21 protein-coding genes and 2 tRNA genes are annotated in these 25,402 nt (G+C 58.2%); 12 read left to right on the forward strand and 11 right to left on the reverse strand.

All coding sequences use genetic code 11. From position 1 onward, the window contains the following. Positions 1 to 68 precede the first annotated feature (68 nt). The 3 genes from G6L28_RS02860 (at position 69) to G6L28_RS02870 (ending at position 1,951) form a co-directional block, all read left to right on the forward strand. A complete protein-coding gene (locus G6L28_RS02860; RefSeq protein ID WP_174062275.1) occupies positions 69 to 749 on the forward strand; it encodes a GntR family transcriptional regulator in 681 nt (226 codons plus the stop codon). Positions 750 to 929: 180 nt separating this feature from the next. Then, positions 930 to 1,508: a biotin transporter BioY gene (locus tag G6L28_RS02865; protein WP_174062276.1), complete on the forward strand. Its 579-nt coding sequence runs from the start codon at positions 930 to 932 to the stop codon at positions 1,506 to 1,508. Further along, complete coding sequence (locus G6L28_RS02870; RefSeq protein ID WP_174062277.1) at positions 1,505 to 1,951, forward strand: DUF1284 domain-containing protein; 447 nt, start codon at positions 1,505 to 1,507, stop codon at positions 1,949 to 1,951. Before G6L28_RS02865 ends, G6L28_RS02870 begins: the two co-directional genes overlap by 4 nt. Here G6L28_RS02870 and G6L28_RS02875 read toward each other — a convergent pair. Then, complete coding sequence (locus G6L28_RS02875; RefSeq protein ID WP_234902451.1) at positions 1,941 to 3,023, reverse strand: hypothetical protein; 1,083 nt, start codon at positions 3,021 to 3,023, stop codon at positions 1,941 to 1,943. The genes G6L28_RS02870 and G6L28_RS02875 overlap by 11 nt on opposite strands. A 196-nt stretch (positions 3,024 to 3,219) precedes the next feature. On the opposite strand from G6L28_RS02875, the gene G6L28_RS02880 reads away from it, so the two are divergent. After that, the gene (locus tag G6L28_RS02880) at positions 3,220 to 4,365 is read left to right on the forward strand and encodes a site-specific DNA-methyltransferase (protein WP_174062278.1); all 1,146 of its coding nucleotides are present in this window, start codon (positions 3,220 to 3,222) and stop codon (positions 4,363 to 4,365) included. A gap of 378 nt (positions 4,366 to 4,743) precedes the next feature. On the opposite strand, the gene G6L28_RS02885 is transcribed toward G6L28_RS02880, so the two are convergent. Further along, complete coding sequence (locus tag G6L28_RS02885; RefSeq protein WP_174062279.1) at positions 4,744 to 5,355, reverse strand: HAD family hydrolase; 612 nt, start codon at positions 5,353 to 5,355, stop codon at positions 4,744 to 4,746. A 27-nt stretch (positions 5,356 to 5,382) separates the two neighbouring features. Then, positions 5,383 to 6,477: an A/G-specific adenine glycosylase gene (mutY, locus tag G6L28_RS02890; RefSeq protein WP_174062280.1), complete on the reverse strand. Its 1,095-nt coding sequence runs from the start codon at positions 6,475 to 6,477 to the stop codon at positions 5,383 to 5,385. Positions 6,478 to 6,550: 73 nt separating this feature from the next. Here mutY and G6L28_RS02895 point away from each other — a divergent pair, with 73 nt between their 5' ends. The 5 genes from G6L28_RS02895 to ppdK all read left to right on the forward strand — a co-directional run bounded on the left by G6L28_RS02895 (position 6,551) and on the right by ppdK (position 16,711). Then, positions 6,551 to 7,066: a DUF721 domain-containing protein gene (locus G6L28_RS02895; RefSeq protein WP_174062281.1), complete on the forward strand. Its 516-nt coding sequence runs from the start codon at positions 6,551 to 6,553 to the stop codon at positions 7,064 to 7,066. 138 nt (positions 7,067 to 7,204) lie between these two features. Then, on the forward strand, positions 7,205 to 7,879 hold the full coding sequence (locus G6L28_RS02900) for a DsbA family protein (RefSeq protein WP_174062282.1): 675 nt from the start codon (positions 7,205 to 7,207) through the stop codon (positions 7,877 to 7,879). 207 nt (positions 7,880 to 8,086) lie between these two features. After that, positions 8,087 to 11,551: a chromosome segregation SMC family protein gene (locus G6L28_RS02905; RefSeq protein WP_174062283.1), complete on the forward strand. Its 3,465-nt coding sequence runs from the start codon at positions 8,087 to 8,089 to the stop codon at positions 11,549 to 11,551. Between the two features lie 317 nt (positions 11,552 to 11,868). Further along, entirely contained in the window at positions 11,869 to 13,773 is a 1,905-nt protein-coding gene (locus tag G6L28_RS02910; protein WP_174062284.1) for a HAMP domain-containing methyl-accepting chemotaxis protein, read from the forward strand. Positions 13,774 to 13,990: 217 nt separating this feature from the next. Beyond that, entirely contained in the window at positions 13,991 to 16,711 is a 2,721-nt protein-coding gene (gene ppdK / locus G6L28_RS02915; RefSeq protein ID WP_174062285.1) for a pyruvate, phosphate dikinase, read from the forward strand. Here ppdK and G6L28_RS02920 read toward each other — a convergent pair. Next, a complete protein-coding gene (locus tag G6L28_RS02920) occupies positions 16,692 to 16,961 on the reverse strand; it encodes a hypothetical protein (RefSeq protein ID WP_174062333.1) in 270 nt (89 codons plus the stop codon). The two genes, ppdK and G6L28_RS02920, sit on opposite strands and share 20 nt — an antisense overlap. A 242-nt stretch (positions 16,962 to 17,203) precedes the next feature. Between G6L28_RS02920 and G6L28_RS02925 the strand changes: the two genes are divergently transcribed. After that, positions 17,204 to 18,124, forward strand: a complete 921-nt coding sequence (locus G6L28_RS02925) for a DUF1499 domain-containing protein (protein ID WP_174062286.1) — start codon at positions 17,204 to 17,206, stop codon at positions 18,122 to 18,124. Positions 18,125 to 18,130: 6 nt separating this feature from the next. Here G6L28_RS02925 and G6L28_RS02930 read toward each other — a convergent pair whose 3' ends face one another. Both G6L28_RS02930 and G6L28_RS02935 read right to left on the reverse strand, forming a co-directional pair. Next, on the reverse strand, positions 18,131 to 18,577 hold the full coding sequence (locus G6L28_RS02930) for a thiol-disulfide oxidoreductase DCC family protein (RefSeq protein ID WP_174062287.1): 447 nt from the start codon (positions 18,575 to 18,577) through the stop codon (positions 18,131 to 18,133). A gap of 40 nt (positions 18,578 to 18,617) precedes the next feature. Then, positions 18,618 to 19,526 carry an MBL fold metallo-hydrolase gene (locus G6L28_RS02935; RefSeq protein WP_174062288.1) on the reverse strand — a complete coding sequence of 303 codons (909 nt, stop codon included), beginning with the start codon at positions 19,524 to 19,526 and terminating at the stop codon, positions 18,618 to 18,620. A 164-nt stretch (positions 19,527 to 19,690) separates the two neighbouring features. Here G6L28_RS02935 and G6L28_RS02940 point away from each other — a divergent pair. Further along, positions 19,691 to 19,765 (forward strand) — tRNA-Gln (locus tag G6L28_RS02940). Positions 19,766 to 19,797: 32 nt separating this feature from the next. Here the strand turns inward: G6L28_RS02940 and G6L28_RS02945 are convergent. Together G6L28_RS02945 and G6L28_RS02950 are read right to left on the reverse strand one after the other, a co-directional pair. After that, complete coding sequence (locus G6L28_RS02945) at positions 19,798 to 20,409, reverse strand: YcxB family protein (RefSeq protein ID WP_174062289.1); 612 nt, start codon at positions 20,407 to 20,409, stop codon at positions 19,798 to 19,800. A gap of 408 nt (positions 20,410 to 20,817) precedes the next feature. Beyond that, on the reverse strand, positions 20,818 to 21,222 hold the full coding sequence (locus tag G6L28_RS02950; protein WP_174062290.1) for a hypothetical protein: 405 nt from the start codon (positions 21,220 to 21,222) through the stop codon (positions 20,818 to 20,820). Positions 21,223 to 21,453: 231 nt separating this feature from the next. On the opposite strand from G6L28_RS02950, the gene G6L28_RS02955 reads away from it, so the two are divergent. Continuing rightward, positions 21,454 to 21,530 (forward strand) — tRNA-Pro (locus G6L28_RS02955). Between the two features lie 412 nt (positions 21,531 to 21,942). On the opposite strand, the gene cysN is transcribed toward G6L28_RS02955, so the two are convergent. From cysN to G6L28_RS02970, 3 genes are read right to left on the reverse strand one after another with little or no spacing between them, the layout of a single operon-like run. Beyond that, a complete protein-coding gene (gene cysN, locus G6L28_RS02960) occupies positions 21,943 to 23,418 on the reverse strand; it encodes a sulfate adenylyltransferase subunit CysN (protein WP_174062291.1) in 1,476 nt (491 codons plus the stop codon). Continuing rightward, a complete protein-coding gene (gene cysD / locus G6L28_RS02965) occupies positions 23,418 to 24,371 on the reverse strand; it encodes a sulfate adenylyltransferase subunit CysD (RefSeq protein WP_027675661.1) in 954 nt (317 codons plus the stop codon). Before cysD ends, cysN begins: the two co-directional genes overlap by 1 nt. 32 nt (positions 24,372 to 24,403) lie before the next feature. Continuing rightward, positions 24,404 to 25,174 carry a phosphoadenylyl-sulfate reductase gene (locus G6L28_RS02970; protein ID WP_174062292.1) on the reverse strand — a complete coding sequence of 257 codons (771 nt, stop codon included), beginning with the start codon at positions 25,172 to 25,174 and terminating at the stop codon, positions 24,404 to 24,406. Between the last annotated feature and the right edge of the window lie 228 nt (positions 25,175 to 25,402).

Consider the following 25,402-nt stretch of genomic DNA (forward strand, 5'->3'; position numbering starts at 1 on the left):
CAGTGCAAGACAGCATTGCAGGCAGCGGGTTTGCTCGACAATCCGTGTGCCGCGCCTTATGTCAAATCATGGCCAAAGCACCGAAAACCAAATCTGAAGACACCATCGCCGCAAAAATCAGCCGCACGCTGGCCGATCGCATCGTGCGCGGAGAACTTTCTCCCGGTGAGAGGTTGCGACAGGATCATGTTGCCGAGGAATTCGGCGCTTCGCATGTGCCTGTTCGCGAGGCTTTTCGGCGACTGGAGGCGCAGGGGCTGGCGGTCAGCATTCCCCGGCGTGGCGTTCGCGTGGCGGATTTCGGTCTTGCCGATGTGAGGGAGGTGGCGGAAATGCGGGCCGCTCTTGAAGTTCTCGCCCTTCGCCATGCCATTCCCAACATGACGGCGGCAATTCTGGATGAGGCGGAGGCGGCGACGCGGGAAGGTGACAGCGCCCTTGATGTTCGCAGTTGGGAAGAGGCCAATCGACGGTTCCACCGGCTGATCACGGCACCTTGCAAGATGCCGCGCCTGATAGAGGTCATCGATGGGCTGCACGCAGCGAGCGCCCGCTTCCTGTTTTCCGCCTGGCGGGCAGGGTGGGAAAGGCGCACCGATACCGATCACCGCGCCATCATCGACGCACTGCGTGGCGACCGCGCCGAGGAGGCGGTCCGCATTCTCGACGGCCACGTGCAATGGATCGGACGCACGGCGATCCGTACGCCGACGGGGTCGACACGCGAAGCCTTCGCGATCGTCGGGTAAATTATAGATAATTTTATTATCGTCTAATCGTCTGAAAAAATACAGATTTCTAGTTATGCATCCACACGTCTTGTATGCGTGGATCGTAAAATGCTGCATTCAAGCTAGACTCCACGGTCGATTTCGTTATCAATCATGCGCGTCCTGATAAATTATCTATAATTTGGAGATTGGGTGATAATGACGACACAGACCCGGAACGCCACGCTTGGCTTCTTTGATATTTCGACCAGATCTTACGTTCAGCAGTCGCTCTTTGCCGTTGCGGGAAGCCTCGTTCTTGCGCTGGCTTCGCAGATTGCGGTTCCCATGGTGCCGGTGCCGGTTACCATGCAGACTTTTGCGGTGACGATGATCGGCGCGCTTTACGGCTGGCGGCTGGGCGCTATCACCGTTTTGCTATGGCTCGGTCAGGCGATGATGGGCCTTCCTGTTCTGGCGGGAATGGCATCCGGCCCGGGTCCGTTCATCGGACCGACTGCTGGTTATCTCATATCCTTCCCAATCATGGCGGCGCTGGTCGGTTATGTTACGGAAAAGGGAATTGGAGGCGATCGGCCGGTCGCTGGTTTTGCCCTGCATCTGGCAGCCAATGCCCTTGGCCTCGTTCTTGGCTGGATGTGGCTTGCCAACCTCATCGGTTCTGACAAGGCATGGATCGCGGGCGTTGCTCCCTTCATTCTGGGCGCGGTTCTGAAATCCGCACTCGCCGCTGCCATTCTCAAGGCAATCGCTGTCCGGAGCGTCCGCCTAAAGTGACGATCCGGCTTCGTGGGCATCATCTGCTCTGCATGCTGACCTATGTCGGCAAGGGCTATAGCCAAGGCTTCACGGTCAATTACGACCGTGTCGCCGCGCTGCTGAATGCGGGGGAGGAAATCGAAATCGTTTCCGGCCCGGACGATATCTGTTCACCCCTGCTGTGCGATGGCGGTGCGCATTGCTTCAATCAGAGTGTGACTAAGCGTGATGAGGCTGCACTTGCAGCCATCTCTGACTTTCTCCGCGAGCCCGTTGCCATCGGCACGCGCATCCGCCCGACAAAAGACGTCATCGCAAAACTGCGTGCAGGGTTCGCTCAGGGGGCATTGCGCTCTGCCTGTATCGATTGTGAGTGGGGCGGTCTGTGCGACCGCGTTGCCGCTTCCGGCTTTTGTGATGTCAAAATCGCGCCACAGAGCATCACGGCTTTCAGTCCGTGATGTTCAGTTCCGTCCGTTCCGAAGCGGTCACGGTAGCGTTCACCTCCTTGGGTTCGCGCTGCGTCTGCTTCGCGTAGGTGACCCTCACCATATAGTTTCCGGGTGCCAGCGTTTCCTGATGAGATGTGTCGTAGCGCCCGGAAATCTCCTTCTGCTCACCCTGCAGATCCTTGGTGATTTCCATGATGTCGATGCGCTCCGCCTGCGGTGCCTTGACGGCCAATACACCGGCATTCAGGTCAAGCGTCACCTCCGTGCGTTTGCCCGGCTGTACGCTGAAAGGCTTCTCGACCGTCACCTTGCCCAGGCGCGCCCGCATGACGAAATCACCGGCTGGCATTTCCATGGTCTTGCCGACGCCATATGTTCCGGTAATCGTATCGCGCGTTCCGTCTAGTGTCTCAGCCGTGGAAAGCGTTTCGAAACGAATGCTGTCCGTCTCGACCGCACGTCCGCCTTCCTTGTAAACCGCCTTCGCCACGACGACACCGCTTGGAATGACCAGATCGTGGCTCACGGTCTCGCCTGCGCGAACGTTGATCGTTTCCTCAGCTGTGGCAGGGCCGATGCGTCCTTCCAGCTTCAACTCTCCAGCCGGAACATAGATTTCCTTTTGGCCGTAGATGCTGTCGCTGTATCCATTCTGCGTCACCGTCACCCGCGATTGTGGTTCGGCATCCTTGCTGTCGGCGCTGCGCTTGGGAATGATCGTCAGCTGCGCCGCTTCGAAATCCGCCTTCAGCTCCGCAACCGATCCATCCTTCACGTCGAAGGGGATTTCCTTGGAAATATTGCCGAGCGCGGCGACGGCAATATATTTGCCCGCCGGAATTTTCTCCTCGAAGGTCGCATCGTAAGCGCCGCCGACATTTTCGTCGCTCCGCCCGCCCGCGCTATCGGCCTTGTAGAAATCCCAGCGAACCTTGTCGCTGTTGCCGAGTGAAGGCCCGCCGCTGAACAGTACCGCATCGGTTCTGACATTTATCTCTGGCTTGGGCAGATCCGGCTTCGGCTGCTGCGCAAATGCGGCGCTGGCAAACAGCGTCGAAACCAACATCAAGGCGATTCGCATATTCTTATTCCCCTGCACCCTTTGAAGGCACCATGATACCGCTGATGCCAAATTTCCGAAATCAAAACGTTAAAAATATCATCCGGTTCCATCGACAGGTTTTTTCGCTTTTTTCGCCATCCGTTCAGTCTTTGATAACCATCTTCGGTAACCATAAGCATCAGTAGAGTTGAGTAAGCGTATGGAGCGAGTACAGATGGCATCAGTGTTTCCGCTGGCCGATTTTCGGCGTGCCGGTTTTGATCTTGCAGGTGAAAGCGATGCCTGGAAAGACAGCATCATAAAGGGTGACTGCGTGGCGGCTCTCGAAGCACTGCCCAGCCAGTCCGTGGATGCGATTTTTGCCGACCCGCCCTACAATCTCCAGCTCGGTGGCGCACTTCATCGCCCGGATCAGTCGCTTGTGGATGCCGTCGATAATGATTGGGATCAGTTTGCATCCTTCGAGGCTTACGATGCTTTCACCCGCGCATGGCTCCTGGCCTGCCGCCGCGTGTTGAAGCCGAATGGCACCATTTGGGTCATCGGCTCCTATCACAACATCTACCGCGTCGGCTCGATCCTTCAGGACATGAACTTCTGGATTTTGAACGATATCGTCTGGCGCAAGACGAACCCCATGCCGAATTTCAAGGGGCGCCGGTTCCAGAACGCGCATGAAACGATGATCTGGGCCAGCCGCGATGCCAAGGCAAAGAGCTACACCTTCAATTACGAAGCGATGAAGGCCTCCAACGACGACGTGCAGATGCGCTCTGACTGGCTGTTCCCTATTTGCAGCGGCGGTGAGCGGCTGAAAGGCGATGACGGCAAGAAGGTCCACCCCACGCAAAAACCGGAAGCTCTGCTGGCCCGTGTCATTCTGGCATCGACCAAGCCCGGCGATGTCGTGCTCGATCCGTTCTTCGGTTCCGGCACCACCGGCGCGGTTGCCAAGCGCCTAGGTCGCCACTTCGTCGGCATAGAACGCGAGCAGGACTACATCGATGCGGCGTCGGCCCGCATTGCAGCCGTCGAGCCGCTCGGCAAGGCGGAGCTGACGGTGATGACCGGCAAGAAGGCCGAACCACGCGTCGCCTTTAACGTGCTGCTGGAAAGCGGCCTTGTCCGCCCCGGTCAGGTTCTGACGGATGCGAAACGCCGTTACAGTGCCATTATTCGTGCCGATGGCACGATTGCCTCCGGTGGCGAAGCCGGTTCCATCCATCGTCTCGGCGCAAAAGTGCAGGGGCTGGATGCCTGCAATGGCTGGACTTTCTGGCATTATGAAGAGGGCGGCAATCTCAAGCCGATCGACGATCTGAGAAGCGTTATTCGCTCGGAACTGGCAAAGGCAGAGTGACGACGCGATCCACCGCCTCGCGCTTTGTGTCAGTCGCCCATCCGGTTTAGTACCTTCAGTCCCGGATGGGATCAGCGAAGGCCCGGTGTTCCCTGGACGCCGGGCCTCAGTATTTGTTGTTGTTCATAATCGAATTTGTTGAAATATAACAATTGCATGACAAGTTTCGAGCAAGTAAGGCTGTTTAACAAGTTTTGCCAAGGGGACGACGAAAGCCGCCGCCGCACTGACCCGGAAGTTCGCAAGGTTTTTCGAACAGGCTCGATGCGGAAAAAGACGGAAGTTTCCCGGCACTGAAAATTCTGATCTGGCTGTTCATTCAGCTGGACTGGCGCAGGCTGGGGACCGCCATTCCCTCCTGCGCCAAGAATTCTCTTTTCAGATGACCACCCCGTAACCGGCCAAATCCGCTCTCAGCTTCTCAGCACCGGTAAAATGAACGGCCTGCCATCCGGCCGCCTTTGCGCCTTCCACATTCGCAACCGTGTCGTCGATGAATATGCTGGTGGCCGGATCGAGGCCGAATGTTTCTGCGTGCAACTCGTAAATCGCCACGTCCGGTTTGATCAGGCCGACATCGCCGGAAACGGTGACGCCACGGGAAAGTGTGAGAAACGGATACATCTTCTGTGCTTCGCGGAAGGTGTCGGAAGCGAAGTTGGTCAGCATCGTTACATCGTGCCCGCCTTCGATCAGTCCTGTCAGGATGCCAACCGAATCATCATAGCTATGCGACACCATTTCATGCCAGTGCAGACGGAAAGCGCGGATATGCTCTTCGCGATCCGGGTGGGCAGCGAGAAGCAGCGCTTCGGCATCGGCCCAGGTGCGCCCGCGATCCTGCTCGATGTTCCAGTCGTGGGTGCAAACGTTTTCGAAAAACCATGCGCGTTCCGTCGCATCCGGTATCAGGCGGCTGAAGGGAATATGCGGATCGTAATGGATCAGAACCTTGCCGATGTCGAAAACGATATGATTGATCTTGCTCATGAAACTTCCCTGATGGACTAAAACTTCTCACGCTTTTGGCGCGAACGCCAAAGGAATAGCCTGCGAAATTGCTTTTTTCATTACGGTCGGCAGCGCCTGCACATCAAGATTTGTGACCGGCTCCCACCATCCGTCATTGCTATGCGGTTTCATCGCGTCTGAAACCTTGGCGCGGTAGATGGATAGCCGCAATTCAAAATGGGTGAAGACATGCACGATGCTGCCAGCCGCCTCCCAATTGGCGGCAAATGGCGCATGTTCGGTTCCGGTGCCGCCATCGATGCGCGCGGTCCATGCCGTTGTCGGCACCTCCGTCATGCCACCCAGCAGGCCGGTCTCAACCCGCCGTCGCAGTAGGATTTCACCGGCATCGTTGACTGCAACGAAGGCTGCACCGACGCGCACCGGCTTGTCCTTCTTTGCGGCCTTGACAGGAAAACGCTCCGGCTCATCCTTCGCCAGCGCCAGACATTGGCTGTTGAACGGACAGAGTGCGCAGGCAGGGCGCTTAGGCGTGCAGATCGTCGCGCCGAGATCCATCATCGCCTGCGCAAAATCGCCGGGGCGGTCCGCGGGGGTAATGTCTGCGACCTTCGCCTTCATCGCAGGCTTGGAGCCGGGCAGGGGCGCATCGATGCAAAAAAGACGCGAGATGACGCGCTCCACATTGCCGTCCATCACCGCCGCCTGCCGGTTGAAGGCAATGGCCGCAACTGCGGCTGCCGTGTAATCGCCAATGCCGGGTAGCTTTTTCAGACCCTCTTCCGTATCGGGAAAAACGCCGCCATGCTCGCTTGCAACGGCTTCAGCGCATTTCTTGAGATTGCGCGCGCGAGCATAGTATCCAAGCCCCGCCCATTCCGCCATCACATCCTCGCTGGGTGCCGCCGCCAGATCGTTTACGGTCGGCCATGCCGCCAGAAACTTTGCGAAATAGGGCTTCACCGCCTGCACGGTGGTCTGTTGAAGCATCACTTCCGAAAGCCACACATGGTATGGATTTGCCCTCAAACCCTTCGCCGCCATCGGCGGTGACGTGCGCCAGGGCAGGTCGCGGTGATGGCGGTCGTACCATGCCAGCAGCATCTGCGCGTAGGGCGGCTGTTCGATTTTGTGAAGCATGGTTTGCGGTCTGTCTCCGGTTCGGCCTATACTTGGTCTATCCGTTCCGCCCGATCAAGCCACGAGTTTAGAGTTGAAAAAGAGCCAGCCCCGCAAAGGCGTCCTCCAGATTGCCGAGGTCGCAAACGGCATCATCGATCCGGTTCTGGCCAAGCGTGCCGGGATCAGCACTGCCTTGCTCGGCTCATGGGACGAAATAGCAGGAGAGGATTTCGCCGATTGTACGCGACCGGAAAAGATCACCTGGCCACGCCGTGATGAGGGACCGGATCGTGGCGGGTACCAACCCGGCGTGCTGACAATTGCCTGCGAAGGCGCACGTGCCTTGTTTCTAACCCATGCGCAGGGCGAACTGATTGCCCGCATCAACGGCTTCTTCGGATTTCCGGCCGTGCGGCAGATCAGGATCGTGCAGAAGCCTGTGTCGCAGACCTCCAACCGTCCCCGCAAGCCGCAGCCTCTGCGGGGCGATGCGGCACGGCGGTTGGAAGACATGATGGACGGCATTGAAAGCGACGCATTGCGCAAGGCGGTGGAGCGGCTGGGAACTGCGGTTCTGCAGAAGCGGAAGAAGACCGGGACAATCTGAAGCATGGACATTTGCAAGGCCGTCCCTTGACTGGTCACAATTCTTTGACAAGAACAATTGCAATGGTGCCTTGTTCGTAACAATGCCGCGCTATATCCGAATCGCAGACATATGAGTCTTTCACAAACAGGTGCTTTCATGCATTTTTCAAAACTGAATATGACCCGCCGCAGCCTTTTCGGCACTGTTGCAATGGCTTCCGTTGCAGCAACTTTGCCGGTCGCTGCAAGCATGGCCTTCGCACAGGATCTGCCGGAGTCCGCGGGTGACGTGGATATGGCGGAAGTTCTGAAGCCCGGCGTTCTGCCAGAGCGTGGTCTGGGTGATGCGAATGCACCGGTGAAGATCGTCGAATACATGTCGATGACCTGCCCGCACTGCGCGAATTTCCACAACAAGACCTTCGATGAGATCAAGAAGAAGTACATCGACACCGGCAAGGTCTACTTCATCATCCGCGAATTCCCGTTCGATCCACGCGCCGCCGCCGCCTTCATGCTGGCCCGTTGCGCGCCTGAACAGCAGTATTTCCCGTTCGTGTCCATGCTGTTCAAGCAGCAGCAGAGCTGGGCAACGGCGCAGGATGCACGCGCGGCCCTGCTGCAAATGTCGAAAATGGCCGGTTTTTCACAGGAGACATTCGAGGCCTGCTTGACGAACCAGAAGCTTCTGGATGATGTGAATGCAACGATGCAGCGCGGTGCGACGGAATTCGGTGTGAATTCCACGCCGACCTTTATCATCGGTGGCAAGAAATACGCTGGAGACATGTCGGTTGAATCCATGTCGGCTCTTATCGACAGCCAACTGTAAGCCTAACCATTTCGATATGAAGGGCGGTCGCAATCGGCTGCCCCCATTCCTGTGCTTGTCACAGGAATCCAGTGCGCCCAAGTCCTTGGGCGCGAAAGATTCTTTTTCTTACCTCTATGCTTCCTTCACGGCGCAGACGCGCCGTGGCTTGATTTCTGTGACAGGCACAGAAATGAGGGTGGTGGAAAAATTTACCGAGGCAGCGGCATGAAGTTCAACAAGCTGCGCCTGCTTGGCTTCAAATCCTTCGTTGAACCTTCCGAATTCATCATCGAACCGGGCCTTACCGGCGTCGTCGGTCCCAATGGTTGCGGCAAGTCCAATCTGGTCGAAGCGCTGCGCTGGGTGATGGGGGAAAACTCCTACAAGAACATGCGCGCATCCGGTATGGATGACGTCATCTTCTCCGGCTCCGGCAACCGCCCTGCACGCAATACGGCAGAAGTCGGCCTTTATCTCGATAACTCGGATCGCACCGCACCCGCTGCCTTCAATGACAGCGACGAGATACAGGTGACGCGTCGTATCGAGCGAGAGAACGGCTCGGTCTACCGCATCAATGGCAAGGAAGCCCGGGCCAAGGATGTGCAGCTTCTGTTTGCAGACGCCTCCACCGGCGCTCGCTCGCCATCCATGGTGGGGCAGGGGCGCATCGGTGAACTCATCAACGCCAAGCCGCAGGCACGCCGCCAGCTTCTGGAAGAAGCCGCAGGTATTTCCGGCCTGCATTCGCGTCGCCATGAGGCGGAACTGCGCCTGCGCGCCGCCGAAACCAATCTGGAACGGCTGGAAGACGTTACCGCGCAACTGGAAAGTCAGATCGAAAGCCTGAAGCGTCAGGCCCGTCAGGCCAACCGCTTCAAGATGCTGTCGGCCGATATCCGTGCCCGCGAAGCCACGCTGCTGCACATCCGCTGGGTGGAGGCCAAGCAGGCCGAGGGTGAAGCGGATAGCGCGCTCAATCAGGCCACGAACCTCGTCGCGGAAAAAGCGCAACGGCAGATGGAGGCCGCGAAAGAGCAGGGCATCGCCAGCCTCAAGCTGCCGGAACTGCGTGAAAACGAGGCAAAGGTCGCTGCCGCCCTTCAACGTTTGCAGATCGCCCGCACCCAACTGGATGACGAGGCCAGCCGCCTTCTGCGCCGCCGGGACGAGCTTGCCCGCCGCCTTGCGCAACTGGGCGAGGACGTTCAACGCGAAGAGCGACTGGTTGCCGATAACTCGGAAATCCTCGCGCGTCTCGATGCTGAAGAGGCCGAGCTGCTGGAAATCCTCTCCGACGCCGGACGTTATTCGGAAGAGACGAGAGAGGCATTCGAAGGGGCGACCGCCAAACTTGCCGAAAGCGAACGTGTCTTCACCGCGCTGACGGCGGAGCGGGCAGAAGCTGCTGCCTCCCGCGCCCAGCTGGAACGTGCCATCCGCGATCTCGCGGACCGCAAGATGCGGCTGGAGCGTCAGGCTTCCGAGGCCTCGGCGGAAATCGAGACCGTGAACGAGAAACTGTCCGGTCTGCCCGATCCCGCCGAAAAACGCGAAAGCGTGGAAGCGGCGGAAATCGCGGTCGAGGATGCGCTGATCCTGGTGGAGGAGGCGGAAAGTGCCGTTGCCGAAGCCCGCTCTGCCGAAAGCCTTGCGCGCGGCCCGGTCGACATGGCCCGTAATCGCGTCAATGCGTTGGAGACCGAAGCAAGGACGATCTCCAAGATGTTGGCCGCCGGTGCCGCCTCTGGTTCTTTCACGCCGGTTGCGGAAGAGTTGCAGGTGGATCGCGGTTTCGAGGCGGCTCTGGGTGCCGCATTGGGCGATGATCTGGAAAGCCCGCTCGATCCATCCGCTCCCGCCTTCTGGACCGCTAACGGAGATGGTGCGGGCGACCCCGCCTTGCCGCAGGGTGTTTCGTCTTTGCTGAAACATGTTTCCGGCCCTGACGCCCTGAAGCGTAATCTCCAGCAGATTGGTGTCGTTTCCGGTTCAGACGAAGCGCGCCGGCTGATGCCTTCGCTGAAAGCCGGTCAACGGTTGGTCACAAGAGATGGCGCGCTGTTTCGCTGGGACGGTCATATCGCCAGCACCGATGCTCCCGGCAGTGCCGCGTTGCGGCTGGCCCAGAAAAACCGCCTTGCCGAGCTGGAAGGCGAAGTCGAGGAAGCTCGCATTGCTCTTGAAGAAGCAGAAGGGCAATTGGCCGAAAGTGCCGATGAAATCCGCGTTGCGGATGCGCGCTTGAACGAAGCCCGCGAACGCAGCCGCCTTGCCGCCCGCCAATTGACCGAGGCGCGGGATGCGCTTTCGATGGCGGAGCGTGCTTCCGGCGACCTGTTGCGCCGCCGCGATGTGGTGTCGGAAGCCATAAACCAGATCAGCGGGCAGATCGAAGAGATCGCTATTCAGGAGGAAAATGCCCGCATCGAACTGGAGGATGCCGCCGATCTTACCGATCTCGATTTCCGCCTGCGCGAGAGCCAGCTGGAAGTCGCAACCGATCGCAGTGTTCTGGCAGAAGCCCGCGCTAGGCACGAGGGGCTGAGCCGGGAAGCGGAATCACGCCAGCGTCGTATCAATGCCATCACGCAGGAGCGCTCCACTTGGGCTGCAAGAGCCGCAAGTGCCGCCGAGCACATTTCGACCCTGCGGGAGCGCGAGGAAGAAGCGCGTGACGAGCTTGCGGAACTGGACATCGCGCCGGAAGAATCCGACGAGAAGCGCCGCAATCTTCTGACCGAACTACAGAAGACGGAAGAGGCGCGCCGTGCTGCAGCCGACCGCCTGGTCGAAGCCGAAAACCTCCAGCGCGAAGCGGATCGAACGGCGACGACTGCGCTGTCCGAGCTGGCGGAAGCGCGGGAAAAACGCGGACGCGCCGAAGAGCGGCTGGTTTCCGCCCGCGAAAAGCGGCAGGAAGGTGAGCATCGCATTCGCGAGGCGCTCAATGTGGAGCCGCATATGGCGTTGCGCCTCACCGGTCTCGCGGTCGAAGCGTCGTTGCCGGAAATCCGCGATGTCGAGCGCGATCTGGATCGCCTCAAGATCGAGCGCGAGCGTCTCGGTGCCGTCAACCTGCGCGCCGAAGAAGAGCAGGCGGAGCTATCGGCAAAGCTCGCCGCGCTCATCAAGGAACGCGACGACATCATCGATGCCGTGCGCAAACTGCGCGCCGGTATCCAGAACCTCAACCGCGAAGGCCGCGAACGTCTGGTCGCCGCTTTCGATGTGGTCAATAGCCAGTTCCAGCGGCTATTTACGCACCTCTTCGGCGGTGGCACGGCGGAACTGCAACTGATCGAATCCGACGATCCTTTGGAAGCCGGTCTCGAAATCCTCGCTCGCCCACCGGGCAAGAAGCCGCAAACCATGACGTTGCTTTCCGGCGGTGAACAGGCGCTGACCGCAATGGCGCTCATCTTTGCCGTCTTCCTCACCAACCCGGCCCCGATCTGCGTGCTGGACGAAGTGGACGCGCCGCTGGACGACCACAATGTCGAGCGCTACTGCAACCTGATGGATGAAATGGCGGCGACGACCGACACCCGTTTCGTCATCATCACCCACAACCCCATCACCATGGCGCGGATGAACAGACTGTTTGGCGTGACAATGGCAGAGCAGGGCGTTTCCCAGCTCGTTTCTGTGGATTTGCAAATGGCAGAGAGATTAGCCGAAGCGGTTTAAGGCGATGCCCTCAAAGGCTTCCTGAATGCACTAAAATTAATCCTAAACCGTTTGGCGGACGCCAAGATAAATACATTTTAAAATTGCATTATCGTAAGTATTGATAACCTTTTGGTTTTTATTTTCATTATCACGACAAATAGTTATCGCGTCGAAGTAAGCCTTCCTGGGACTTCAACACAGGAAAAATCTAAAATACGAGCATTTTGCTTCAAAATTAGGCAAATTCCTTAGTATTAATATCCGCTTAAATTATTGATGTCAGATTTGACATGCGAGATGTCGCTGCGGCCAATCAGGGTCGAGAGGGAACTTACATGTCCATACGGGTGAAGCTTTTTGCGTGCATATTTTCTCTAACTGCAATCCTGGCAATAACTGCTTTCTTCTCATTGTATTCGTTGAACCAAACCTCTGCTCTGCTGCGTAGCGTGGTTCTGGATCGCGTCATTCCGATGGGGCAGTTGAAGTCCATTTCCGACGATTACGCAGTCAAAATCGTCGATACGGTGCATAAGGTCGCAAGTGGCAAGATGCCGGGCTCAGAAGGGGCCAAAAGCGTAACGGAAGCCATGCAGCATATCGACAAGGCATGGAAGGCTTACGCCGCCACATATCTGACAGACGATGAAAAGCGCATGGTTGCGGACTTCGAGCGTCTTCGTAGCGTGGCCGACACGAAACTCAACGGTATCGCGACCCTTCTTGCCAAGAACGACCTCGCAGAAGTTGATAAATTCGCGGATGAGCAACTCTACGGTATCGTTGATCCGCTAAGTGACTCGATTTCGAAGCTCATCCAGCTTCAGCTGACGGTCGCCCAGGAGGGTATGGCAGCCGGTGAGCGGCTCCAGATTTTCCTGCTGTCCACTCTTGCAGTTCTTGGTGCAATTGCCCTTGCACTGGCTCTCGCATCGGTCTTCATAATCGTCCGGACCGTCATCAAGCCGATCAAGTTGATGACGGAGACCATGTCCTCGCTGGCTGCTGGCAACATCGAACAGGCAGTTCCCGGCACCGAGCGCAAAGACGAAGTCGGCCAGATGGCGGCTGCCGTTTCCGTATTCCGCGAGAACGCACTTGAGCGTATTCGCTTGGAACAGGAAGCCGATGCCAATCGCAGCCTTTCGGAGAAGGAGCGGATCGCCCGCGAAGAGCAGAAGGCAAGGGAAGCGGCAGACACGCAGTTTGCGGTCGATAATCTAGCCGATGCGCTGTCGCGCCTGTCGGAAGGCGATGTGTCCTACCGCATCAGCCAGCCGTTTGCGCAGCATCTCGATCTGGTGCGCAACAACTTCAACGCCTCTGCCGAAAAGCTTCAGTCGGCGCTATCGCGTGTGGCCGACAATGCCCGCGGTATCGATGCGGGCGCCAATGAAATCCGCTCTGCTGCCGACGATCTGGCCAAGCGCACCGAACAGCAGGCAGCCTCGGTCGAAGAGACAGCCGCAGCACTTGAGGAAATCACCACCACGGTGAAGGATTCTACCCGGCGCGCGCAGGAAGCAGGCGAGCTTGTGTCTCGTGCCCGCACCGGTGCGGAACAGTCCGGCAATGTGGTGCGCAAGGCCGTCGTTGCGATGGAGCAGATCGAGAAGTCCTCGTCTGAGATCTCCAACATCATCAGCGTGATCGACGAGATCGCCTTCCAGACAAACCTTCTGGCGCTGAATGCTGGTGTGGAAGCAGCGCGTGCGGGTGAGGCAGGCAAGGGCTTTGCGGTGGTGGCGCAGGAAGTGCGTGAATTGGCGCAGCGCTCCGCCTCTGCTGCCAAGGATATCAAGGCGCTGATCAACACCTCGAATAGCCAGGTTCAGGAAGGTGTGACGCTGGTTGGCGAAACCGGACGCGCGCTGGAAACCATCGTTGCGGAAGTGCAGGAGATCAACCGGCATGTGATGGCGATCGTGGAGTCGGCGCAGGAGCAGTCTTCCGGCTTGCAGCAGATCAACACGGCTGTGAACCAGATGGACCAGGACACGCAGAAGAACGCAGCGATGGTGGAAGAGTCTACCGCAGCCAGCCACGGTCTCGCTCGCGAGGTTGCCTCTCTCAACCAGTTGCTCAGCCAGTTCAAGCTTGCAGGCGGCTACGAGGCTCCTGTTCGTGCGGCAACCCCGACCGAACGCCCCGCACCATCACCGGCCCGCGCGCTTGGTCGCAAGGTCGCATCCGCCTTCAACGGCAATGCGGCGGTGAAGGCTGACTGGGAAGAGTTTTGAGATTGGCCTGCGTTTGATCGATACTCGTTTTACAGAAATCGAGCGAACAAACTGCCCGCATTTCCAGTGCGGGCAGTTTGTTTTCGTTGAGAGCGCTCCATTCGCCCCAATTATGCTGCACTGCGGTGTAATCTTGGAAAATACGAGCGTTCCCAATAATGTAACAATGCTGTAAAGGGTTGAAAAACAAGAACGCTTCTGGGTGGAGAGCGTACAGATGAAGAAATGGGTTTATACCTTCGGCGATGGTGAGGCCGAGGGGCGGGCGACTGATACGGCCATACTGGGCGGCAAGGGTGCAAATCTTGCCGAAATGGCCTCGCTCGGTCTGCCGGTGCCGCCGGGCTTTACCATCATCGCCGAAGCGTGTGCACGATACCATCAGGGCGGGCGCTCTCTTCCTGAAGACCTGAAGCTTCAGGTGACAAGTGGCATTGCCGGTATGGAAGCCATTACCGGTCGCAAGTTCGGTGCCGGTTCCCATCCGCTGCTGCTCTCCGTCCGTTCCGGTGCCCGCGCCTCCATGCCGGGCATGATGGACACGGTGCTGAACCTCGGCCTTAACGACGAAACCGTGCAGGCGCTGGCGCAGGATTCCGGCGACGCTCGTTTCGCATGGGATAGCTACCGCCGCTTCATCCAGATGTATGCCGATGTCGTCATGGGGCTGGATCACGAAATCTTCGAGGAAATCCTGGAAGATGAGAAAGGTCGCCTCGGCTACGAATACGACACGGATCTGTCTGGCGATGAGTGGCGGCACATCGTCTCGCTCTACAAGGGCCTGATCGAAGACGAGCTGGGTGAGCCTTTTCCGCAGGACACCGAGGTCCAGCTTTGGGGCGCGATCGGTGCCGTCTTTGCAAGCTGGATGAACACCCGCGCCGTCACCTACCGCCATTTGCACAATATTCCGGGTGACTGGGGAACGGCGGTCAACGTGCAAGCCATGGTTTTCGGCAATCTCGGTTCGACCTCGGCCACCGGTGTTGCCTTCACCCGCAATCCGTCCACGGGCGAGCGTGAACTCTACGGCGAATTTCTCGTCAATGCTCAAGGGGAAGATGTGGTCGCGGGCATCCGCACGCCGCAATCCATCACCGAAGCCGCTCGTATCGTGTCCGGCTCCGACAAGCCTTCGATGGAAAAGCTGATGCCGGAGGCATTCCGGGAATTCATGGCCATTTGCGAGCGGCTGGAAACCCATTACCGCGACATGCAGGACATGGAGTTCACCATCGAGCGCGGCACGCTGTGGATGCTTCAGACCCGCTGCGGCAAGCGGACAACGCGCGCGGCGATGAAGATCGCCGTCGATATGGTGGGTGAGGGATTGATCAGCGCCGACGAAGCCGTTTGCCGGATCGAGCCTTCCTCTCTCGATCAATTGCTGCACCCCACCATCGATCCGTCGGTCGAACGTCCCGTCATCGGCTCCGGCCTGCCTGCTTCCCCCGGCGCGGCATCGGGCGAGATCGTCTTCACCGCGGATCAGGCGGTGGCGGCGGAAGCCGAGGGCCGACGCGTCATTCTGGTTCGCATGGAAACCAGCCCGGAAGACATTCACGGCATGCACGCCGCCGAAGGCATTCTGACCACACGCGGCGGTATGACCAGCCATGCGGCGGTCGTCGCACGCGGCATGGGCATTCCTTGCGTTTCCGGGGCAGGCTCCATGCGGGTGGATTTACGCAACGGCGTGCTGATCGGCATGGGCTGCATTTTGAAAAAGGGCGATGTCATCACCATCGACGGCTCCTCCGGCCGAGTGATGAAAGGCGAAGTGCCGATGACGCAGCCGGAGCTTTCTGGCGATTTCGGTAAGCTGATGCAGTGGGCCGATGGCGCGCGCCGCATGACCATCCGCACCAACGCCGATACACCTGCCGATGCCCGCTCTGCCCGCGCTTTCGGCGCGGAAGGCATTGGACTGTGCCGAACCGAACACATGTTCTTCGAGGGGGAGCGCATTCAGGTGATGCGCGAAATGATCCTTGCCGAGGACGAAAAGGGCAGGCGCGCAGCGCTGGACCAGCTGCTGCCGATGCAGCGCGAGGATTTTACCGATCTCTTCTCCATCATGCACGGCCTGCCGGTGACGATCCGCCTGCTGGACCCGCCATTGCACGAATTCCTGCCGAAGACCGATGGCGAGATCGTCGAGGTGGCCGCTGCCATGGGCATGCCGCAGACGCTGTTTCGCCAAAGGCTGGATGCGCTGCACGAGTTCAACCCCATGCTCGGCCATCGCGGCTGCCGTCTGGCCATTTCCTATCCGGAAATTGCCGAAATGCAGGCCCGCGCCATTTTCGAGGCTGCGGTGGAAGCCGCCCGCAGAACCGGTGCGCCGGTGGTGCCGGAAATCATGGTGCCGCTCGTCGGTCTGCGCTCGGAGCTGGATTACGTTCGCGGCGTCATCGACCGCATCGCCGCCGAGGTTGCAACGGAAACGGGCATGACGCTGGAATATCTGACCGGCACCATGATCGAGCTTCCGCGTGCTGCCCTTCGTGCGCATGTGATCGCCGAAGCTGCGGAGTTTTTCTCCTTCGGCACCAACGACCTGACGCAGACGACTTTCGGCATCTCGCGTGACGATGCGGCTCGCTTCATCAACACCTATCAGCGCAAGGGCATCATCGAGCGCGATCCGTTTGTGTCACTGGATTTCGATGGCGTCGGAGAATTGATACGCATTGCGGCAGATCGCGGACGCCAGACCCGACCGGAGCTGAAACTCGGTATTTGCGGTGAACACGGCGGCGATCCGGCTTCGATCCATTTCTGCGAGGACGCCGGGCTGGATTATGTCTCCTGCTCACCATTCCGTGTGCCGATTGCCCGGCTCGCTGCAGCACAGGCGACGCTCTCTATGGCGGAAAAGCAGCAGGCTGAGCCGGACAGGAAGGTCGTGTCCGTCAGCGGTTTTGCACGATGATCCGGCGCTCCACCACCACCGGGCGGTAGAACATATCGCGGTTGACCTGCGCCTGCCAGGCGCGCGCATCGGCGCGCCGGTCAAGGTCCAGATCCAGCAGGCACCGTGCCATCTGGTCGGTGCCGATGCGGAATCCATAGCCTCGGCAGGTCGCTTCATCGCGCGCGCGCCGCTCTTCGGGCGTCAGGGTCTGGCAGGCGGTCAGCGCCAGCGTCGCTGCAAGTGCTCCGAAAACGATGGAAACGCGCATCATGTCCACTCCCACTGACAGCCAATTTTGGCTGGAATCTCTGACGTACTGATACGCTTCTTCATTCCTTTAGAAAAGTCCGTATGAGGCCTAAGGCTACCCTCTTCTTCTGCAAATAAAGGTGAAGCGATTCCATTTGCGTTCGAAACGCTTTATGAGGAATTCATAACGGTGATTCCAGAGGGAATGGTTCTTTCTGGAGCGCTTCGTCGCCACTGAATATGCCTGCGGGTGCTCGTTTCATGACTGTGCGTTTCGTTCGCCCCGTTTCCCATGCGGCCTATCTTTCCCGTTATCTCGGGCTGTCCGCCCTGTTGCTTTTCGCCATAGCAGCACCCCTCCATCGATTCGGACCGCTAACAACCCCTGATTTCGTGGCCCTGACGCTGATTTCCGCCGGGATTGCCGCCGTTTCCCTTCTGCTTGCCCTCATCGGCCTGCAACGCCTCTGGTCGGCAGGGGCGAAGGGTGGCATGTGGTCGCTCTATGCGATGCTGCTCTCTTCCATTCCACTCGGCGTCGTCGGCTTCGCGGCCTTTCTCTATTGGCAGCAGCCGAAGATTTACGATGTCTCGACGGATGTCGCGGATGCACCGAACTGGCTCTCAATTCCCTCAGCCAATCAACAGTGGATGCCGCGTGCGGCCATGGTTTCGAAAGCCGATCGGGATTTGCAGCTTTCGGCCTATCCAAGCCTCGCAGGCCACCGCTATGAGGGCGCGATAGATCGCGTCTACACCGCTGCCCGCAAGGTTGCACGCGCCCAGAACATCCGCATCCTCCACACGGATGGCCTGATTGGTGCGATACCGGATGTGCTGCCCGGCGTGCCGAAACAGGACCAGCAGGAAGGCGCAACCGATGCGCCCATCGAAGAACTGCCAGCTATCGTCCCCGTGCCACTGGCAAGGCCCGCAGACGCTCCCGCCCCGACCTTTTTCAACGGCAGCGGTGTCGTTCTGATACAGGGAGACATGCGCACGCTGGTCTGGGGCGCGCGCTTCGACGTCCTCATCCGCCTCAAGGAAGACACCGAAACCACGCTGGTCGACATCCGCGTCGCCTCCCGCTTCGGCCCGCACGATCTCGGTATGGGAGCGAAGATCGCAAAGGCCTATCTCGACGCGCTGGATGCCGAAATGCAGGGGCTAAACGATAACTGATTGGTGTCAGACGAAGCGGTCGCGCTCTTCAGGCGCCGGCATTCGGCAGGCCTGACGCCGCCCGGCGATTTTCATGCGGTTGCGAGCAACGAGATTGTAGACGCCATCGCGAATGAAGCGCGGCACAATTCGGAGAAGTGCTGCCATTCCGATCTTCCCGCCCATGAGCTCGAGTACCCGCAGCACGCCGTCCGAATAAGCATAGGCGATCCCATTGTCGATCAGCAGACTGGTTTCGTAATTGTCGGTCCTACAGCCATAGTGCCGCATCAATGCCGTGCCGAGAGGAGATTGCGCGGGCGTAAAGCGGAACAGTCCTTGGCTGTCATGGCGAAGTACGAAATCGATATCGCGGGAACAGAAACCGCATTCGCCGTCGAAGACGATCAGCGGCCTGTCGTCCGGAAAGTCCGGAACGGAAGGGTCCTGGCGATAGCTGTATGCAACCGTCATTGCTTCATCCCTAAAGCGTGTGGCATGTATCGCTGATGCTTCAGATCGGAACATAAATGCCGTTGATCGAAGGCGCTCCATCGGTCTGCACCATGCCTTTCTCGATAAGATCTTCGATATGCGCAAGCACGGAAAGCGCGGCAGCGCCATGGAGGCGAGGGTCGGTGCGGCGGTAGATGATCTTTACCATGTCGGGGATCGTGCGGTCTCCGGCCTTGATCCGTGTCAGCACCGCTTTCTCCCGCATGCGCCGGTGCGCGCGTAGCCCCCGCATGAAGGCGGTGGGGTCGCTAACAGGTCCGCCGTGGCCGGGCAGAAACAGCCGGTCCTTGCGCTTTAGAAGCTTTTCCAGCGAGGCCATGTAATCGCTCATCGCCCCATCCGGCGGCGCGACGATGGTGGTTGCCCATGCCATGACGTGATCCGCCGAAAATACGATGCCATCGTCATCGAGCGCAAAAGCCGCGTGATTTGCAGTGTGCCCCGGCGTGTGCAACGCCTTCAGAAACCAGCCGTCGCCCGAAATGCTCTCTTCGTCGCCAAGCGCGATATCCGGCATGAACTCGGTATCGGAGCTTTCCGCGAATGGGTTGCGCTCTCCCTCATGTAGCGGACGCGCCGCGCGGTGCGGTCCCTCCGCCACGGTCAAGGCGCCTGTCACTTGCTTCAGCCTTCCAGCCAGCGGTGAGTGGTCGCGATGTGTATGACTGACGAATATATGCGTCACCTCCCGGCCTTTCAGCGCCTCCATCAAAGCCTGAAAATGCGCCTCATCCTCCGGCCCGGGATCGATCACGGCAACCGACTTATTCCCGACGATATAGCTGTTCGTGCCATGAAAGGTGAATGCGGAAGGGTTGTTGACGGTTATTCGCTGAACACTGCGTGCCACCGGTATTGCCGTTCCGTAGGCAGGTTGAAATTCAAGGTCGAATACTGGTTCTGCCATGGATGCCGCAAAGCTGTTGAGAGACTGAACCACGACCTAACATGAAGCATGCGCACCACCCACAAGAAATGTTGCGTTTCCGTGAACATAATGATTGCCGCTGCCGCTTTGCTTTGCTAATCAGGCGCCGTTCGGGCAATCGGCTTTTTCGCCAACCTGCCTGTTGGGGCGTCGCCAAGCGGTAAGGCACCGGTTTTTGGTACCGGCATTCCCAGGTTCGAATCCTGGCGCCCCAGCCATTACTCCTGCAAAAAAATTCGTTCTGTACGCGTCAGACGTTCTCTGTGCGAACGCCTAATCGGCGAGGTGGAGAAACAGGATCTTCACCCCACCATTTGCGTAAGGCTTTCGCGAAAGCTTCAGCCTCGTCATTTTCAAATACTCGTTTCGGAAGTATGTGCGCCTGAAACTTAGAGGTCCAGAAGTAATACCGTTCTGCGTCCTCTTCGACCGAGACAAGACTGTTCCATGGGCAGAGCCATGTTTGTTGGCGTATAAGGATGAAAACTCCCTTGGCGTCCACAGTCATTTCCATCGGAACATCAATCGCTTCGCGAGTTTCGAGAAACCCTTTCCAGAATCCGATAAACTGCGCGCGAAAGAACCCGTAAACAAGCCACGCGAGAGCGGGACCAGCAGCAATTGCTCCCACGACGATAGCCGCAGCGAGCACGTGCTCTTCCCTTTGCCAAGTGTCGAAAGCGAAGAAGAGCCCGATAGAAAGGGTGCAAAGGGTGATGAAACCGGCGAAGCGACCGAAAGGGAGCGGCTCGCTACGTGCATAACGCACCGCCATATGATCCCCAAGGCCTATTTCAAACTGCTTTGTGAAAACATTCGTAGTAGGGGTTTGCCAAATACTAGGAACGGTCGACTTAGCCATATGAGTTGTCTCCGTTGGAAAAATTATAGAAACCTGTCAGTGTCCGTCCAGGAGAATTGAAAGTCACTCCAAACACATTAATCGGATAAAATCTGTCCTCATGCATCTGCATCAATATATAAACGATGACGAGTAGAGACAACGCATGCAATCCTGCGTTCTCGTTTTGAGGATTGAGAATGAAATGTGACCGGGAGCGTAGTTTACGCAAGGTAGGCTCAGCAGGTACCTTATCAAGGGTCGCTTCAGCCTGTCACCGGCTAGTGAAGCTGCATTTTGACCGTACCCCTTACGGGTCGCTGTTCGGCTTTGCGTCGTAACGTGATCCGCTTGGCATACTCTATGAGAGGATAAAAATGCCCGGAGAAACCGGGCATTGAAATTCGGAAATATATGTCCTCGAAGCGATCAATCCGCTGCAAGAAACTCCGCGCAATAGCTCGGGCCGTTCACGCCGGGGCGGTCGGAAACTGTGCGGACCGAGCGGATCTTATAGTCTTCTCCAACGGTCATCTGCACCGTGCAGGAGAGATAGGCCTTACGGGCAGGCGAAATCTGGCGACCGCGCTTGCCGTTCTTTTCGTCGTATTTCGCAGGTATAGTCGTGGTCTTGTATCCGCCGCGCCAGTTATAGGTCGTCGTGCTGCCGGACTCGACGTCGCTCAGAGGCGGGCCGAACTTGGCGAAAAATACGCCAGCCGATTGACCAACCCAGCGCGTCTCGACTGCGTTCTTGGGAGCGATGGAAGGGGTCGTGGTGCAGGCCGAGAGGGCTATGGCAAGTCCTGCAAGCGCTACGCTGCGAAATCGCATGAGGGGTGTCCTTTATAAGGGAAGACTGGAAATGCTTTTCCCCTAGCAGATTTGAAAAGAAGGGGCAGGGGGCAGATGATGCCTGTTGAAAGATTTCCTGCCACAATTGCTTTTTTGTAACGATTTTGCTGCGCGCCGCATGATTTTGGGGCGGCAAAAATCTGTCACAAAAAATTCTCAAACGCCGCTTGTCGAGTGCAGGAGCCTGGTTTATAGAAACGCCGCTGGTCACGGAGTGTAGCGCAGTCTGGTAGCGCACGTCGTTCGGGACGACGGGGTCGGAGGTTCGAATCCTCTCACTCCGACCAGATAAACAGCTAATAATAAATGATTTTTTCCATTATATTTCCTGTTCGGAAATTGTTTCCGTTCGTCACGCGCCGCTCCTTCACGCTTGTGATCACGACTCTCAATCTTCCTTTTGAAGCACCAGGATCGCGCCTTAAAACTTGCGGGAAAGAATACAGCCCATCTTTCTTGTGAGGTGCCCCGTTCGCTCGCGTTGCGCGTGGCCTTTCCCATTTGCGGGGAACATTCCTGTCAGGCAGGCATTCTCTATTCACATAGAGGAGAGAAAAATATGCTGAGAGCTATGCTTTTATGGGCGCTGGGCGTTCCGTTTTTCGTGGTGGTACTGCTGTGGATGTTCGTTTTCTGAAGCATTGATCACCCCAATCCACAAAGTTCAAAAGGTGCCGGGTTTTGCCCGACGCCTTTTCTTTAATCCAGTTCACCCAAAACCCTCGCGGCATTGCTGCCCGATGTTCGCCTTATGTCGATCTCATCCCGGCGGCTGGAGAGAAGTTCGCTCGCCAGAAGCGCCTCCGCCAGATCGGCTGGAATCGAGAGGATGACACGTTCGCCGCTGGATGCGCGGTCCGTGGCGTTCCTCTTGGCTAGAATCATGCCGCCCGCCACCGTATTGTTGGTATCGGGATCGATGAGGATGAAGGAACCTGTGGCGCGGTTCTGCTCATAGGGATCGAAGATCGCAGTTTCATCGAAGGCCAGACGAACCTTGCCGATGGCGTTCATCTGAAGCGTATCGGCGTGGGGAAGCCACTGACCGTTCTTGAGGTCCAGCTGCGTCACCGGCTGCGCGCTCACACGCTGGCGGCGGCTGCCGCTTTTCAGCCAGTAGCGCTTGTTCGGCTCGATGCCACCCGGCTGCAACGCCACGATCTGCGCGTCGAAGGCGAGGCCCGTCTGCGGCTGTGCGTCGATGGAAACGATCATGTCGCCGCGCGAGACGTCGACCTGACGGTCCAGAACGAGGGTAATGGCATCGCCTGCAACGGCAGCATTGCGTACGAGATTGAAGGTCACGATCTGCTTGACGTTGGCGACCATGCCGGATGGCAGGATGACGACGGAGTCGCCCGGCTTCACCGCACCACCGGCAACTGTGCCCTGGTACCCACGAAAGCTTTCGCCGGGGCGGGAAACCCGCTGGACGGGCAGGCGGAAGCCACCGGTCTGGGTGGAGCGGACAGTGGCAAGTTCCAGCGTTTCGGCCAGCGTTGGACCTTCATACCACGGCATGGATGCCTTGGCCGAAAGAACCACGTTCTCACCCTTCAGCGCCGACATGGGGATTGCTGTGATCTGCTTGATGCCGAGCGACAGCGCGAATTCCCTGAATTCATGCGCAATCAGCTCGAAACCGGCCTTGTCGTAATTGGTCAGATCGATCTTGTTGACGGCCAGCACGAACTGGCGAATGCCCATCAGGGCCGCAATGGTGGCGTGGCGGCGGGTCTGCTCCAGAATGCCGGTGCGGGCATCGACCAGCAGCACGGCGAGATCGGCGGTCGAAGCGCCGGTTGCCATGTTGCGGGTGTACTGCTCATGGCCGGGCGTGTCGGCTACGATGAAGGCGCGCTTGTCGGTGGCGAAATAACGATAGGCGACATCGATGGTGATGCCCTGTTCGCGCTCGGCCTGAAGACCATCGAGCAACAGCGCAAAATCGGGCAGGCCGAGATCGTTCTGCTTACCGCTGTCACGCTTCAGCGTCGCCGCCTGATCTTCCTTCACCGCCTTGGTGTCCCAAAGCAGACGGCCGATCAGGGTGGACTTGCCATCATCCACGCTGCCGCAGGTGATGAGGCGAAGCGGGCGCGTGTCCTTGACGGATTTCGCTGGCTCGACAAATGGCAGGATGGTCGCGGATTGCGCGTTTGCGTTCTGTGTCATCAGAAGTAACCCTCGCGCTTTTTCTTTTCCATGGAGCCGGACTGGTCGCGGTCGATGGCGCGACCCTGACGCTCAGAAACGGTGGCGATTTCAAGCTCGGAAATCACTTCGTCCAGCGTTGTCGCCTCGGAGCGGATCGCGCCCGTCAGCGGGAAGCAGCCCAGCGTGCGGAAACGGATCGAATCATACTTGATCTCTTCGCCCGGCTGGAGCTCGAGACGCTCGTCTTCAGCGAGGATCATCATGCCGTCACGCTCGATATAGGGGCGTTCCGCAGCATAATAGAGCGGCACCAGCGGAATATTTTCCGCCTGAATGTAACGCCAGATATCGACCTCGGTCCAGTTGGAGAGCGGGAATGCGCGAACGCTTTCGCCCTGACGAACCATGCCGTTATAGATGTTCCACAGTTCCGGGCGCTGGTTGCGCGGGTCCCATTTATGGTCCGGCGTGCGGAAGGAATAGATGCGCTCCTTGGCGCGGCTTGCTTCTTCGTCACGGCGCGCGCCGCCAAAAGCGGCGTCGAACTTGCCGGCGTCCAGCGCCTGACGCAGCGCTTCCGTCTTCATGATATCGGTATAGAGCGCAGAACCATGCGTGAATGGCGTCACATTCTCAGAGGCGCCACGCGGGTTGGTATAGGAAATCAGATCGAGATCGTATTCCTTGACGATATTGTCGCGGAATTCAATCATCTCCTTGAACTTCCAGCCGGTATTGACGTGCAGAAGCGGGAAGGGGATGCGCCCCGGGAAGAACGCCTTGCGCGCAAGATGCAGCAGCACGGACGAATCCTTGCCGATGGAATAGAGCATCACCGGTCGGTCGAACTCGGCTGCAACTTCGCGAAAGATGTGAATGGCTTCGTTTTCGAGGGCTTTGAGATGAGGATCGAGCGGCTGCTTGGGGCTGCTTACGCTGTTGCCTTCCGTTTCCGGAACTGCATTGGACATTTTAAACTCCGGCAATGTACTAAATCTGGAAATTAGCTCTGGTGGGCGGTGGGTATGGTCGAAGCTTGCGCCTGATCGGCTACGTGGAGACCGCATTCACGCTTCTCGTCATTTTCCCACCACCATCGGCCGGCGCGCTCTGGCTCGCCGGGCTTGATGGCGCGGGTACACGGCTCGCAGCCGATGGAGGGATACCCGCGTGCGTGAAGGGGATTGACGGGAATGTTTTCCACCGTGACATGGGCCTTGATCGTATCGATATCCCAGTCGGCCAGCGGGTTGATCTTGATGAGGTTGCGATCCGCATCATATTCCGCAAAAGGCGTCATCGCGCGATTGCCTGACTGGCCGCGACGCAGACCCGTGATCCAGAAACCTGCACCTTCCAGCGCTTTCGCCAGCGGCACCAGCTTGCGCACATGGCAGCAGGCGTGGCGAGCCTCTACGCTGTCGTAAAAGCCGTTGAGGCCATATTTTGCGGCGTAAGCGTCTATATCGTCCTGTTCGGGATAAAACCGCTTGATATCGATGCCATATCGTTCTTCCGTTTCAGCGATCAGCTTTACGGTTTCGGGAAACAGCCTGCCGGTTTCGAGCGTTGCAACATCGATGGGCAGTCGGTGCGTGCCGATAGCGGCGGTAATCACCTGATCTTCGATGCCGAGGCTGGTGGTAAATACCGTTCGCGCTCCAAGTCCCGCAACAAGTGCCAGCCTTTCGGCAAGGCCAAGGCCCGCCAGCTCGGCGTCAAGCGATGCTATGTCGTTGCTGGAAATGTCTTGCGAAGGCGTATTGATCGTCATTTCTCGATTCCGAAACTTTACTGTTTCGATAATCCCAGAAACACGCAACAGATGACAGGAATGGCTATTCTTCTATGCTGGGGTGTTGAGCAAATATCTCTCTTCCGGCGAACTTACGCGCAAAAGAGTCCCAGAAATAGCAAATTGATACACCTTATCGCCGCGACATAAGGGCAAGTCAGCCGAAATTGCAAGGGGTTAGATCACATTTTCTCTAATTTTTGTAGA

Origin of the sequence: Agrobacterium larrymoorei, assembly GCF_013322225.1 — a bacterium.
Lineage (GTDB): Bacteria > Pseudomonadota > Alphaproteobacteria > Rhizobiales > Rhizobiaceae > Agrobacterium > Agrobacterium larrymoorei_A.

Coding starts and splice junctions, on each gene's coding strand:
- G6L28_RS02900 (WP_174062282.1), top strand. CDS start 7,205: ATGCATTTTTCAAAACTGAATATGACCCGCCGCAGCCTTTTCGGCACT.
- cysD (WP_027675661.1), bottom strand. CDS start 24,371: ATGTCCAATGCAGTTCCGGAAACGGAAGGCAACAGCGTAAGCAGCCCC.
- G6L28_RS02950 (WP_174062290.1), bottom strand. CDS start 21,222: ATGCGATTTCGCAGCGTAGCGCTTGCAGGACTTGCCATAGCCCTCTCG.
- ppdK (WP_174062285.1), top strand. CDS start 13,991: ATGAAGAAATGGGTTTATACCTTCGGCGATGGTGAGGCCGAGGGGCGG.
- G6L28_RS02910 (WP_174062284.1), top strand. CDS start 11,869: ATGTCCATACGGGTGAAGCTTTTTGCGTGCATATTTTCTCTAACTGCA.
- G6L28_RS02880 (WP_174062278.1), top strand. CDS start 3,220: ATGGCATCAGTGTTTCCGCTGGCCGATTTTCGGCGTGCCGGTTTTGAT.
- G6L28_RS02885 (WP_174062279.1), bottom strand. CDS start 5,355: ATGAGCAAGATCAATCATATCGTTTTCGACATCGGCAAGGTTCTGATC.
- G6L28_RS02935 (WP_174062288.1), bottom strand. CDS start 19,526: ATGGCAGAACCAGTATTCGACCTTGAATTTCAACCTGCCTACGGAACG.
- G6L28_RS02930 (WP_174062287.1), bottom strand. CDS start 18,577: ATGACGGTTGCATACAGCTATCGCCAGGACCCTTCCGTTCCGGACTTT.
- G6L28_RS02875 (WP_234902451.1), bottom strand. CDS start 3,023: ATGCGAATCGCCTTGATGTTGGTTTCGACGCTGTTTGCCAGCGCCGCA.
- G6L28_RS02970 (WP_174062292.1), bottom strand. CDS start 25,174: ATGACGATCAATACGCCTTCGCAAGACATTTCCAGCAACGACATAGCA.
- G6L28_RS02920 (WP_174062333.1), bottom strand. CDS start 16,961: ATGCGCGTTTCCATCGTTTTCGGAGCACTTGCAGCGACGCTGGCGCTG.
- G6L28_RS02905 (WP_174062283.1), top strand. CDS start 8,087: ATGAAGTTCAACAAGCTGCGCCTGCTTGGCTTCAAATCCTTCGTTGAA.
- mutY (WP_174062280.1), bottom strand. CDS start 6,477: ATGCTTCACAAAATCGAACAGCCGCCCTACGCGCAGATGCTGCTGGCA.
- G6L28_RS02925 (WP_174062286.1), top strand. CDS start 17,204: ATGACTGTGCGTTTCGTTCGCCCCGTTTCCCATGCGGCCTATCTTTCC.
- cysN (WP_174062291.1), bottom strand. CDS start 23,418: ATGACACAGAACGCAAACGCGCAATCCGCGACCATCCTGCCATTTGTC.
- G6L28_RS02945 (WP_174062289.1), bottom strand. CDS start 20,409: ATGGCTAAGTCGACCGTTCCTAGTATTTGGCAAACCCCTACTACGAAT.
- G6L28_RS02865 (WP_174062276.1), top strand. CDS start 930: ATGACGACACAGACCCGGAACGCCACGCTTGGCTTCTTTGATATTTCG.
- G6L28_RS02860 (WP_174062275.1), top strand. CDS start 69: ATGGCCAAAGCACCGAAAACCAAATCTGAAGACACCATCGCCGCAAAA.